Source organism: Flavobacterium sp. NRK1 (assembly GCF_024054175.1).
Taxonomy (GTDB): domain Bacteria; phylum Bacteroidota; class Bacteroidia; order Flavobacteriales; family Flavobacteriaceae; genus Flavobacterium.
This window is the reverse complement of sequence record NZ_JAMXLA010000001.1, coordinates 2,966,955-2,979,004: the sequence shown is the minus strand read 5'-3', so window position 1 is coordinate 2,979,004 and position 12,050 is coordinate 2,966,955. Positions and strand designations below refer to the sequence as shown.

12 protein-coding genes are annotated in these 12,050 nt (G+C 33.4%); 5 read left to right on the top strand and 7 right to left on the bottom strand.

Features of this window, described 5'->3' with window-relative positions; all coding sequences use genetic code 11:
• The first annotated feature begins 123 nt into the window (after nucleotides 1–123).
• Nucleotides 124–1,704, top strand: coding sequence for a murein L,D-transpeptidase (locus NHE85_RS13730; protein WP_252812713.1), 1,581 nt, complete (start codon nucleotides 124–126; stop codon nucleotides 1,702–1,704).
• Between the two features lie 95 nt (nucleotides 1,705–1,799).
• Here NHE85_RS13730 and NHE85_RS13725 read toward each other — a convergent pair whose 3' ends face one another.
• The 6 genes from NHE85_RS13725 to NHE85_RS13700 all read right to left on the bottom strand — a co-directional run bounded on the left by NHE85_RS13725 (nucleotide 1,800) and on the right by NHE85_RS13700 (nucleotide 8,499).
• Nucleotides 1,800–2,327, bottom strand: a complete 528-nt coding sequence (locus NHE85_RS13725; protein WP_252812712.1) for a C40 family peptidase — start codon at nucleotides 2,325–2,327, stop codon at nucleotides 1,800–1,802.
• 144 nt (nucleotides 2,328–2,471) lie between these two features.
• Nucleotides 2,472–3,866 (bottom strand): HAMP domain-containing sensor histidine kinase, encoded by a 1,395-nt coding sequence (locus NHE85_RS13720; RefSeq protein ID WP_252812711.1) that lies wholly within the window; start codon nucleotides 3,864–3,866, stop codon nucleotides 2,472–2,474.
• Nucleotides 3,853–4,524: a response regulator transcription factor gene (locus tag NHE85_RS13715; protein ID WP_252812710.1), complete on the bottom strand. Its 672-nt coding sequence runs from the start codon at nucleotides 4,522–4,524 to the stop codon at nucleotides 3,853–3,855. The genes NHE85_RS13720 and NHE85_RS13715 overlap by 14 nt, the downstream gene beginning before the upstream one ends.
• A gap of 72 nt (nucleotides 4,525–4,596) precedes the next feature.
• The gene (locus NHE85_RS13710; protein WP_252812709.1) at nucleotides 4,597–5,634 is read right to left on the bottom strand and encodes a sulfite exporter TauE/SafE family protein; all 1,038 of its coding nucleotides are present in this window, start codon (nucleotides 5,632–5,634) and stop codon (nucleotides 4,597–4,599) included.
• A 9-nt stretch (nucleotides 5,635–5,643) separates the two neighbouring features.
• Entirely contained in the window at nucleotides 5,644–6,420 is a 777-nt protein-coding gene (locus NHE85_RS13705; protein WP_252812708.1) for a phosphatase PAP2 family protein, read from the bottom strand.
• Between the two features lie 90 nt (nucleotides 6,421–6,510).
• A complete protein-coding gene (locus tag NHE85_RS13700) occupies nucleotides 6,511–8,499 on the bottom strand; it encodes an LTA synthase family protein (protein ID WP_252812707.1) in 1,989 nt (662 codons plus the stop codon).
• Between the two features lie 237 nt (nucleotides 8,500–8,736).
• On the opposite strand from NHE85_RS13700, the gene NHE85_RS13695 reads away from it, so the two are divergent.
• Both NHE85_RS13695 and NHE85_RS13690 read left to right on the top strand, forming a co-directional pair.
• Nucleotides 8,737–9,531: a HipA family kinase gene (locus tag NHE85_RS13695; RefSeq protein ID WP_252812706.1), complete on the top strand. Its 795-nt coding sequence runs from the start codon at nucleotides 8,737–8,739 to the stop codon at nucleotides 9,529–9,531.
• Nucleotides 9,509–9,892: a DUF3037 domain-containing protein gene (locus NHE85_RS13690; protein ID WP_252812705.1), complete on the top strand. Its 384-nt coding sequence runs from the start codon at nucleotides 9,509–9,511 to the stop codon at nucleotides 9,890–9,892. Before NHE85_RS13695 ends, NHE85_RS13690 begins: the two co-directional genes overlap by 23 nt.
• Before the next feature lie 43 nt (nucleotides 9,893–9,935).
• Here the strand turns inward: NHE85_RS13690 and NHE85_RS13685 are convergent, their stop codons facing one another.
• On the bottom strand, nucleotides 9,936–10,619 hold the full coding sequence (locus NHE85_RS13685; protein ID WP_252812704.1) for a hypothetical protein: 684 nt from the start codon (nucleotides 10,617–10,619) through the stop codon (nucleotides 9,936–9,938).
• 248 nt (nucleotides 10,620–10,867) lie between these two features.
• On the opposite strand from NHE85_RS13685, the gene NHE85_RS13680 reads away from it, so the two are divergent.
• The gene (locus NHE85_RS13680; RefSeq protein ID WP_252812703.1) at nucleotides 10,868–11,386 is read left to right on the top strand and encodes an AraC family transcriptional regulator; all 519 of its coding nucleotides are present in this window, start codon (nucleotides 10,868–10,870) and stop codon (nucleotides 11,384–11,386) included.
• A 24-nt stretch (nucleotides 11,387–11,410) separates the two neighbouring features.
• On the top strand, nucleotides 11,411–11,857 hold the full coding sequence (locus tag NHE85_RS13675; RefSeq protein ID WP_252812702.1) for a response regulator: 447 nt from the start codon (nucleotides 11,411–11,413) through the stop codon (nucleotides 11,855–11,857).
• Nucleotides 11,858–12,050: the final 193 nt, after the last annotated feature.

Genomic DNA, 12,050 nt, shown 5'->3' with positions numbered 1-12,050 from the left:
GCTTATAACCGTATTAAGATAAAATTATAGCGTTCATAATTCTTAGTTAAACTGTATTAATACTAGCTTAAACCCGTACCGCTCTAACAGTTTTTTTCTTACTTTTATTAAAAACATAAACAAATGAGAAGAATAAATTTAATAATGATTTTTACAGTGATAATTGCATTTGCAACTGTATCCTGTAAAAAGAATAAAGACGGCGAAGTTGAGGTAACTGCAAATACAGAAGTACACGATCATGAAGATACAATACCGATTGACAATACACAATTTGAACCTTTTTTTGCAAAATATCCGGATTTTAAAGAATTTGAAGGAGAGATAAAAAAACTTTATTCAAAGCACAACCATTATATATGGCATGATAAAAGGGGCTTAATAGAATTTGCCGATGTATTACATAATAAAGTAAACCAGATTGATGATGAAGGTTTAGAGCTAAAAATACCCTATAAAGATAAAATAAATGAGGTATTTGACAATCAGGGCAACAAACCTGATATGGAATCTGAACTATTGATAAGCAGTTTATACTTCTATTATACTAAAAATGTACTTGAAGGACTTGACCCAAGCAAAAGCAAGCAAACAGGATGGTATCTGCCACGCGAAAAAGTAGATTATGTTGCCTATCTGGATACACTTATGCAGGATCCAAGGCTCATAAAACGAGATGAATCGGAACTTTTCAGCCAGTATTATAACTTAAAAAAAGGACTTAAAAAATACCGTGAAATAGAGAAAAAAGGAGGATGGGGAACAATTGCCCTCGATGAAGGTATAAAATCATTAAAAGAAGGTGATTCTGCGGCTGCTGTTATACAAATACGCAAAAGGCTGGCCCTTGAGGGGTATCTGAAAAATGATTCGGGAAAGTCTGTTTATGACAGTGATCTTGCTGATGGACTTAAAGCCTATGAGGAAAAACATAATCGTGTTTTTGATGGTAAAATAGGCCCAGCGATGGTTAAAGAACTTAATGTACCTGTTTCATCACTAATAAAAACCATTACAGTTAATATGGAACGCTGCCGCTGGATATCTCCTAAAATGGACAAGGCTCCAGAGGTTATTGCGGTAAATATACCTTCTTTCAGGCTGGTATACTTTAAAAAAGGCAAACCTTATTTTACCTCTAAGGTTGTTGTAGGTAAAGAACTTAATAAAACGGTGGTATTTAGCGGTGAAATGAGTTATTTAAATTTTGCCCCATATTGGAATGTACCAACAAGTATACTTAATAAAGAAATTAAACCCGGTATTGCAAAAGACCCTAATTATCTTTCAAAACATAATATGGAATGGGTTGGAGACAGGGTTAGACAAAAACCGGGAGGACAAAATTCTCTTGGAAAAGTGAAATTCATGTTTCCTAACTCTAATAATATTTACCTGCACGATACTCCTGCAAAAAGTCTGTTTAATAAAGATGAAAGAGCTTTCAGCCATGGGTGTGTGCGAGTCGAAAAAGCAAGAGATCTTGCGGTATTAATTACGAAAGAAGATGGTAACTGGACAGCGGATAAAGTTGATGCCCGTATGAATGCAGGTAAAGAAACTACTTATACTTTAAAAAAGAAAATTCCTGTATATATAGCGTATTTTACTGCATGGGCTGATGAAAATGGAAATGTTGCGTTTTTTGATGATGTCTATAAACGTGACGACAGGTTAGCCAGCTTATTATATGCTGCAAAATAACAATAACATAAAGCTTTTAAAATATAAAACAGGCTAATCCAATTAAATTCTATTGGGTTAGCCTGTTTTATTAAATATATCTGAAATAGAAACAATTATAATTTGAACGGATCTATACATTTATAATATCTCGCTGTGTACATGTCAGATCCCAGTTCACTAATGGTAACAGCCATTTCTTTTCCTGATGACGCATGTATAAATTTAGATTGCATACCGTTAGCTTCACATATAATACCAAGATGCCCAACAGAATCGCGATCTCTATAACCATAAAATACCAGTATATCCCCTACTTGGAAGTCTTCAGGCTGTAAGGGTTCGCCTAAATTTGTAAAGCCAGATGAACTTCTTGGCAAGGCTATATCAAAATGTTTAAATACAAAATTCACAAATCCTGAACAGTCAAAACCTTTTTCAGGATCACTACCTGCATAGCAGTATTTTGTTCCCATATACTTTTTAGCGAAAGCAATTACTTTTTCCCTTTTAACTATTTCAGGGTTAGGTTTTACAATACTAACTTTAGCTTCTTGTTTAAAAGCAGGTTTGTTTATTTCCTTTTTACAAAAACCAAAAGTAATAGCTAATACAACTAGTAAAGGGATTTTATAGAATTTCATAAGCAGACAGAATTGATAAAAAACAAGTTAACCAAAACTAAGCCATTAGCAAGTGTAAAATGTTAATTAACCCTTAAATAAAAATCTGAAATCTTCTGCTTTTAAGGCCGTAGAATCTTTTATAAATTAAACATTAGAAATAATTTAATTATTAAAAACAAGTGTTACTGTAGTACCTTCGTTTTTAAGACTTTGTACATCAAGGTTTATATTAAGTATAGTACATAATCTCTTTACAATTGATAAGCCGAGCCCCGTACCTTTTATATTGGCATGGTCTAATGCTTCAGAACGATAAAATTGCATATATATCTTGTCAAGGTCGTTTGCAGCTATACCTATTCCGTTATCTTTTATAATACAAATAGTGGTATTTTCTTTTACCTGAAGCGTTATTTGTATTTTGGCTCCGTCATTAGAATATTTTATAGCGTTAGACAGGATATTTTCTATAATAAGGGTTGCCATACCTGCATCTGTAGTCACCTCAAAATGGTCATTAAAATCAAAATCCACGTCTATATTTTTAGCTTCGATTTTAGGGGAATAGCGTTCTAGTGCATGCAAAACAACCTCATCAAGATTTATTTTTTGCAGCGCAACAGCCATTTTTTGGTTTTCAAATCTGGCCATAAGCAAAAGCTGATCTACCATTGTGTTAATTCGGTTTACTTCTTCAATGCAATATTTAATCTTTTCATTATACTCCCCCGCCGTACGTGGTTTTCGTATAAGTACTTCCAGTGTACCTTTTATTACTGCTAAAGGAGTTCGGAGTTCGTGTGAAGCATCTGATGTAAACTGTTTTTCACGTGCAATTGCATTTTCAATTCTGTCAAGCAACCCGTTAATAGCAGAAGATAAAACATAAAGCTCATCTCTTTTTTTGGGTAATGCTATACGTTCATAAAAATTGTCATCGGTTATATTTCTTGTGGCAGTAATTATATTTAATGCAGGTTTTATACTTTGTCCGGCAATTATCCTGGTCACAAAAAACAAAACTATAAGTACAATGGGATAGGCAATAAATAATACAATAAGAAGATTATCAAGTACCCGGCGGGGTTGCTCAACAGACATAGCAATTACAATATATCCTTTAAGCTTACCTTTAAAAAGCAAAGGAGCCTGTACCTGCCTTATCGGGATACCAGCAACGCTAGTATTTTTATAATCTTTAGGCCCTCTGTTTTTATATAATTTAAGGCTTTCGTCTTTAAGGTTGGGCGATTTTTCTTTTGTTGCACCATGAATATCAAAAGCCTGAATGAAAACAGGGTTAATTACAATTTCTTTATGTTCACTTTCATTCCATTCATTTTTATCTACCAGGCCTGTAAACTTCTCCTGATCTGAAACATAGGAGGTATGAAGATTAATTTCAATCTGTAAATCATCATTAATATCCCTGTTAACTGAAAACGACACTATTCTGTATATAACAAAAAAAACAATAAGCACCAGCAAAGCAGTGCTTATAAGATTATACAGGGCAATTCTGTCTTTTATAGATTGCGATTTTTTAATCGATTTCATTAGCTATGTATCCAACACCACGAATGGCTTTTATATAATTTTCTTCTTTAGTGAGTCCCAGTTTTTTACGAATACCGTTTATAAAAACGTCAATTACTCCCGTATCATAATTAAAATGGATATTCCATACATTTTTAATAATCTCAGAGCGTGTACACACAATACCTTTATTTTTTAATAAAAACTCTAGTAAGGCAAACTCTTTTTGAGTAAGTGCTACTTCATTTTTATTATAGAATACCTGATGAGTGTCTGTTCGCAAAATAATTGGCCCAAGGGTATATTCCGGTTTTTCTTCTGTTACATTTCGCAGCTGAACTTTAATTCGTTCCAAAAGTTCCTCAAAGCTAAAAGGTTTTTTAATATAATCGTTTGCGCCTGCCTGTAATCCTGCTATTGTTTCCTGAACAGTATCTTTTGCCGTAAGAAAAATTACAGGAGTAGTCTTATTTGATTTTCTAATGGTTTTACATATTTCAAGCCCACTGATTTTTGGCAGCATCCAGTCGAGAAGTATAATATCAAAATGTTTTTTAAGTGCTGTAACCAAACCAGCATCTCCTGAAGATTCTATTGTCACGCTATATCCTTCTTCTCCAAGCCCCTGCTTAAGAAAATCATAAATACCTTTCTCGTCTTCAACAACCAAAATATCCATTGCCTAATTTTTAATAAAGTTAATTTGATTTTTTTAATTTGATGCTATCTTAAAAAAAATATGCCAAGCCTTTTAAAAATCGATGAATTTATATTTACACAGCTTATTGTTTTTGTAAGCATAAAATTCATAATGCTCAGCCTTTCCTAATTTGTATACTTTTTCAAGTTTGATCTCATTAAATAGAAATTTAATTTTATCATATTCTTTTTGCAAAGAAAATGGTAAATCACTATACAATATAGAGCGTTCGAATTCAATACTGTTTGCAGAATGCTCTATTTCAAAATAGGCATCATTCCATACTACTCCCCATTCTGTTTTATCGCAATCTGTTTCTGAAATAAATTTTACATTGTTTAGCTGAACAATTTCAGAGGTAGCGTTCGACATCAAAAAAGCTCCCGAAACTATCATAGCCATATAACCAGTTTTATGAAAAGTTTTTTCGGTAACAAATGGAAGTATATATTTGAGCGTTAAAGCTGATAGTACCGATGCTGCTGCAATTACCAAACCTAATACAAAAGCTTTTTCTGAATAAAGCCCTATGTAGAGATACATTAACAATTTTATTAAATGAATAAAAATTTCGTTTGCAGCACGTGTAGCAACGATTTGTTCTTTACGTAATCCAAGCTTTAAATAAAAACGATTAAATAATAATCCTACAGCTCCTGTTATTCCTGAAATAAAACCGGCACAAAATCCTATAATAGCTATACTGCATACAGATTGCTTTTTTAATGTTTCCCTACTTCTCTTCTTTTTTAAAAATTTAACCAAATTAAGTAAAAGAAAAAATGCTATAAAAAATTGAAGATATACTGGATTTAAAAAACGTAAAAAATATACTCCTAAAAATACAGCTGGAACGGAAAATGGTACAAACCAAAAAAATAGCGGCCAATAAATATTCTTTTTAAATACTGCAATACGTGATGCAGAACTTGTAAAAGTGCCTATAGTAAGTGTAAAAGGAATATGTGACAAGGGAAGAAGTATATTTAATACAGGTAATATAATCAGGCTTGCCCCTCCACCTGCAATAGCACTTATCCAAAAGGCTATTATAACTGCTACGAAAAGTAAGATTATTGTAAAGACCATAGAAATTTTTTAAAATTTAATCACCACTGAACAGCCTAACTGATTACCATTATAAAAAGGAGCAATAGCTGTAGTATATTTTTGTTCTTTTACAGAATTGCCTCCGGTAAACAGCTTATTGGTAAGATAAGGCTGCAGCCAATACGCTATTTTGGTACTCAATATTCCTATTCCTGCACCTGCTGCCACATCGGTTAACCAGTGCCTGTTATTATATATTCTGAATAAACCCGTACCTGTAGCAACAGCATATCCTGCTATACCATACCAAACTGATTTATCTTTATATTCCTGCCACAAAAATTCGGCACCTGCAAAAGCAGTAGCTGTATGGCCGGAAGGAAAAGAGTTTTTAGAGCTTCCGTCTGGCCGTTCTACCTTTGTAAGCGATTTGAGACCTAAAACAGTACCGCTCATTATAAGATAAGAAGTAGCCATAACAATAGTACGGTCTTTAAAATTATTTTTACCTTCTATACCCATAGCATTAAGTGCATATACTGAGGCCATGGGAGCATATTGGGAAAAGTCATCTATAGTGATTTTTTCATCAATATCTTCTTTAACTTCATCACGTAACTGCCTGTTTAATCCTATAATAGGATGGCTTTCAAGCCCAATGACACCATAACTCACCAGCACTACAGGTACTGCAAGCTGTTTATAGCTAAATCTGTAATATCTTCCGGGATTTTTAACAGTATTTACAGTTGTACTATCTTTTGAAACCTGTGCATTAAGTAATGTTGTACATAACATTGTCCATAATAAAAACTTCGCTGCCATAATATATAGTAATTGAGTTACAGCATACCTTCATGGTACACATAGCGTAGTTTTATATCATAGTTCTTTGGGGGATTTACTATTTACTAATTAAAGGTTTTTATCTTCTTTTAAAAGTTTGTGGCTAAATAAATAATCTGCGGTCTGATACCATGAAATAGCTTCATCCAGAAATCCTTTCTCAATTCTTTTTGGCTGGAGGCTGTTATCATTTACTGAATAATTATAAAAGTTTTGCTTTTTCTGGTCAGATAATATCATCACCTGATCTTTTTTCATTAAAGTAAGCTTTCTGTAAGTACCCATTAATGCCCTTTCTTTAAAATCGGACAACAATACATCTTTGCCGTAAAAATTAGATTGGTAATCCCACTTCATCAAAGCAAATAATGTAGGGAAGATATCTATCTGAGAGCATTGTTTTGTTATTTTCTGGTTTACTCCTCCCTGCAGATTATAAATAAAAGCAGGTATATGATAATTTGCAACATCTATTTCATCTTTTCCGGCGCTGCTTGCGCAATGATCTGCTATTATCACAAATACAGTATTTTTAAACCAAGGTTTAGTACGCGCAGTTTCAAGCATTTTGCCTAATGCAAAATCTGCATATTTTACAGCACCATTCCTGCTCTTACCGGATGGCAGATCTATCTTGTTGTCCGGATATGTATAAGGCCTGTGGTTAGACGTAGTCATTATAAAATTAAAGAATGGTTTGCCTTCTTTGTATTTGCCGTCTGCCACTGAAAGCATTTTATTAAAAATATCTTCATCACAAACGCCCCATGCATTTTCAAAGGTTACCTCTTTATCGGTTATTATATTCCTGGTAGTTTTAATGTTATCGTTAAGCACGCTTCCCCTGCCCCTGTCATATATTGTAAACCCATTACCTCCAAAATAACTGTTCATATTGTCAAAATACCCATCGCCTCCATAAAAAAAGCTATTATCATATCCCTGTTTTTTAAATATTGTAGATACCGTAAACAAGTCATGATTATCAGGGCGTTTTACAATACTTTGCCCCGGCGTAGGGGGAATACATAACGTAACAGCTTCCATACCGCGTACTGTACGTGTACCTGTAGCATACAAATTAGAGAACAAAATACTGTTTTGCGCAAGGCTATCCAGGTAAGGAGTGATGTTTTTGTCGTTTCCAAATTCGTGCATAAAAGCAGCACTCATACTTTCCATCAAAACAAAAACAACGTTTGGTTTAATTTCAGTACCATCTTCTTCAATTTCCCTTTTTACCGAAAGACTATTATCATCAAAGTGGCTATTAGTTTCTTTTACATTATTCCGTGCCAGTGCAAAAGCTTTTTTGTTATTTACTGTAGTATAAAAATCAGCATAATCCATTCTGTTATTCCTGAACTCTGCAAAGAATGAATAAATTCCTGCTTTAGATATTTCATTATTATAACGATTAGCAGACCACTCGGCATCGGTATTCCTAACCAAACCAACGAAAAAGAACATAACCATAAGCCCCAATTGAAGCACTATAGCCCTTTGCCTGAGTGATATGCCATCTGAAAAGGTATTTTTGAAGACTGATTTTTTAATAAAAATAAATACTACGCCAGCGGTAGCTAATAGCACTATACCAATAAGTAATGGTAAGGGATAAGACTCCTGTATATTACTTATTACTTCATGTGTGTAAATAAGATAATCTACCGCAATAAAATTAAATCTCGTTCTGAACTCTTCCCAAAAAGTGATTTCGGCAAGAAATGTAAACATAAGAATGAATATTGTAAGAGAGAAGAAAAAATAGGTTAACCCCTTATCTGCCCACGAACCAATAAAACGATTAGGAACCACAAAAATGTACAGTAAAGATGGTAGTAAAATAAAACTGCATGTACCTAAATCGAAAAACAGTCCTGTTAAAAGTGTTCTGGCTATATATAAAATATTCCATGATACTTCATCATACTGCCAAAAGTAAAAAACCACTCTAAGCAATAGCGATAATAGTAGAAATAACTTTATAAAGTTAAGCAGCAGGCTCAGTCTTTTTGAAAGCTGTAATTGTAATTTAAAAGATCCCGACACATTCATAATTGTTACTTTGTAATGACAAAATAACGGCAGTATAAATTGAAAATTGAAGGGCAGGAACAGTCTTAAGTGAATCTTAAGAAAAGGTTAAATTATATAAGAAGAACCACTTATAGAAAATCAAAGCTCTATAAACCAACAAATTAAAAACACACCCAAGAACAATATTTAAAATTAATATGTTTTTTAAAATAGGTATATTTACATTTCAAAAAAAGCCTGAAAGGCCTGAAATATATGGAGAATATACCTCATCTGCGCACAGTAAATGTTACGCGGTACCTTACCCCTCTTCGTGAGGGCGGCTCTCTGCCCGCTTTGGCAGAAGCTGATGATGAATTTAAATATGTATTAAAGTTTAAAGGAGCCGGTCATGGCAGTAAAGCTCTTATAGCTGAGCTGCTGGGAGGAGAAATAGCCAGAATTCTTGGCCTACCCGTTCCTGAACTTGTTTTTGCAAATCTTGATGAAGCTTTTGGACGCACTGAAGCTGATGAAGAAATCCAGGATTTATTACAAGGCTCTCAAGGGCTTAATCTTGCGCTGCATTATCTGTCGGGTGCCATAAATTTTGATCCTGTTGTTACCGCTGTAGATGCAAAAATGGCTTCGCAGATTGTATGGCTGGATGCATACATTACTAATGTTGACCGTACATTTAGAAATACTAACATGCTTATATGGCATAAAGACCTATGGCTTATAGATCATGGAGCCAGCCTATATTTTCACCATTCATTTGATGATCCTATTGGGCATGCAAAAAGTCCTTTTGTTTTAATAAAAGATCATGTTTTACTGCCTCAGGCATCTTTAATAGAAGAAACAGATACAGAATACAAAGCCCTTTTGACAGAAGACAAAATTCGTGCAATAGTAAATTTAATACCTGATGAATGGCTGTACTGGGAAGAACTTGATAAATCTCCTGAAGAAATAAAAGAAGTATATTTTAGTTTTTTAACTACACGGTTAAAAAATTCTGAACTATTTGTAAAACAAGCCAGCGATGCAAGAAAAGCACTTATATGAATATGCCGTAATTCGCGTAGTGCCAAGGGTAGAACGCGAAGAATTTGTAAATGCAGGCATTGTGCTTTTTTGCAAAAGGCAACGGTTTATAAAAGTACTATTTACAGTAAATGAACCTAAACTTACAATGCTTGCGCCGGAAGCCGATATAGACCAGATACGCCTTAACCTGGAATCATTTGAAAAAATTGGCAGGGGTGCTAAAGATGGCGGGCCTATAGCAAGGCTTGAAGTGCCGGAACGCTTTAGGTGGTTAACTGCTGTAAGAAGTTCAGTTATACAAACATCAAGACCCCATCCCGGATTATGTGATGACCTAGAGTACAGAGCACAAAAATTATTTGAAGATTACGTATTATAAACTAACAAAATCCCTGTTTACAGAACATGGATTTTTGATTTGTTCAGGATTTTTTCAGAGGTACATTATTTTCGTTAACAAAATAAATATATTGAAACATGCAAAATGCAGCCACAGCACCAAAAATATGCCATAAAAAATGAGTTCCTACAGATAATAAATTCCAGTTATCACCTATTCTAAAGGTAAGAGCTGTTATGAAAGCTATTAACGCGATAGAAACCCATATTGCATACCTAAATTTTGAAATCCATAAAAACAAAAACACCGGCACTAATACCATGCCTGCCAATACTGCATAATTAATATTTATAAATAACTGCGTGTTTTCATATGCAAAGGAGCTGTTTCTTATAAATCCCAAAAAACAGATATATGCGGCTGCCAAGGCAAGAGCATAATACCATTTTATAATCCTCGTTAAAAAATAAACACCCGCAGCAACACACAAAAGCATTATTGGCAGCCAGTCCATTATTATAAAAAAGGACCATTGTCGCAATCCATGATAAATTGTCCCCCCTATCCCTCCTATATAAAGCATACAAACCGCCACAGATAAGAAAGCATGATGTTTGTATTTTCCTCTGAGCTTAAAACTCCAATACAGGGCAATTGCAATGAAAAAAACGGAAGTTATAGCATTTAAAGGCTCAGGAAACAAATGCTGCATATTGGTTTCTGTATACAGCATACCTCCATCGGGCGGTATTTGAAAAGAAAGCATAAAAAAATATTTTTTCTAATTAAAAGTAAAAATATTATATATATTTTGTTTAATCCTTTAATAAACAATTAGATAATTTTTACAACTACTAAAAAAGCCTTAAACTACTTGTAAACCTAATATTACAATTAAAGACACAGGATTTATAATTTTATACACTAGTGACAGAATGTTAAAAAATTATTTTATTTTTACTCACTTTAAGCAAGGGGGAATAAATGGAGCTTTACATAAAATATAACATAGACATGATGTGTAAAGTCCTGCTGCAGCAACAGCTGGATAAGTTTAATATAGATTGTAAAGTAACAGAACCGGGGTATGTTAAATTTAAAGAAAATATACCTATGGAAACCTATAACAATCTTCTGAATTCGTTAAAAGAATTTGGTATTGAGATTGTAGATAACCAAAAAAGCATACTGGTACAAAAAATAAAGAATGTAATTATAGAAATGCTCTATGCAGATAAAGGTGTACAATCATTAAAAATATCAACATTTCTTTCAGAAAAACTGGGAGAAAGTTACAGAACACTATCTCAGGTATTTTCGGAAGTTACTTTTATATCTATAGAAAATTTTATTATTTTGCATAAAATTGAACGGGTTAAACAATTGCTGCTAACGGAAAATCTCTCCCTTACGGAAATATCATTTATGATGAATTACAGCAGCGTTGCCTACTTATCACAACAATTTAAAAACATTACCGGAGTAACTCCTACAGCGTTTCAGAAAATAATGAAACAGAAACGTTATGCATAACCATAAAGTATAAGAAACAAGTAAATGCGACCAACAAAACTGCACATAATGCTGGCTGATGACGATGAAGACGATCGTTTGTTCTTTAAAGAGGCTTTTGAAGAAGTGAAGATTAATTATAGCATATCTGCTTTTAATGATGGTGAGCAATTAATGGAACACCTTTATAATACAGAAAATGCCCTGCCGGATATTATTTTCCTTGACCTTAATATGCCAAGAAAATCAGGTATAGAATGCCTTAAAGAAATAAGGGCCGACAAAAGGCTTGAAAAAATATCTGTGGCTATTTATTCTACTTCCTCATCAGAACAGGATATTGAAGATACTTTTGTATCAGGAGCAAATGTTTATATAAAAAAGCCAAATGATTTTAATATGCTTAAAAAGATATTAAGCGATGTAGTACATATTAACTGGCAATATATAACAGACGGATTAAATAAGGACAGCTTTATATTAAGCCTTTAAAAACTATAAAATAAAAGGTACCTGCCCCCCAGCTCGGTACCTTTTTATTTTTTAGTAATAGCTGTAAATAGTTACAGCAATTAGTTTAGATATATTTACAAAACTAAGCTTCACTTCATAAGGTACAATTATAGTATTTTACACTTTCCGTTATGATTTGAAATAAAAGATTTTAAATTTCCCTTTTAACACA

What these genes read in the sequence shown, in the direction of transcription:
- NHE85_RS13700 (WP_252812707.1), bottom strand. Translation starts at nt 8,499, where the DNA reads ATGAATGTGTCGGGATCTTTTAAATTACAATTACAGCTTTCAAAAAGA.
- NHE85_RS13715 (WP_252812710.1), bottom strand. Translation starts at nt 4,524, where the DNA reads ATGGATATTTTGGTTGTTGAAGACGAGAAAGGTATTTATGATTTTCTT.
- NHE85_RS13695 (WP_252812706.1), top strand. Translation starts at nt 8,737, where the DNA reads ATGGAGAATATACCTCATCTGCGCACAGTAAATGTTACGCGGTACCTT.
- NHE85_RS13680 (WP_252812703.1), top strand. Translation starts at nt 10,868, where the DNA reads ATGATGTGTAAAGTCCTGCTGCAGCAACAGCTGGATAAGTTTAATATA.
- NHE85_RS13690 (WP_252812705.1), top strand. Translation starts at nt 9,509, where the DNA reads ATGCAAGAAAAGCACTTATATGAATATGCCGTAATTCGCGTAGTGCCA.
- NHE85_RS13685 (WP_252812704.1), bottom strand. Translation starts at nt 10,619, where the DNA reads ATGCTTTCTTTTCAAATACCGCCCGATGGAGGTATGCTGTATACAGAA.
- NHE85_RS13710 (WP_252812709.1), bottom strand. Translation starts at nt 5,634, where the DNA reads ATGGTCTTTACAATAATCTTACTTTTCGTAGCAGTTATAATAGCCTTT.
- NHE85_RS13720 (WP_252812711.1), bottom strand. Translation starts at nt 3,866, where the DNA reads ATGAAATCGATTAAAAAATCGCAATCTATAAAAGACAGAATTGCCCTG.
- NHE85_RS13725 (WP_252812712.1), bottom strand. Translation starts at nt 2,327, where the DNA reads ATGAAATTCTATAAAATCCCTTTACTAGTTGTATTAGCTATTACTTTT.
- NHE85_RS13705 (WP_252812708.1), bottom strand. Translation starts at nt 6,420, where the DNA reads ATGGCAGCGAAGTTTTTATTATGGACAATGTTATGTACAACATTACTT.
- NHE85_RS13730 (WP_252812713.1), top strand. Translation starts at nt 124, where the DNA reads ATGAGAAGAATAAATTTAATAATGATTTTTACAGTGATAATTGCATTT.
- NHE85_RS13675 (WP_252812702.1), top strand. Translation starts at nt 11,411, where the DNA reads ATGCGACCAACAAAACTGCACATAATGCTGGCTGATGACGATGAAGAC.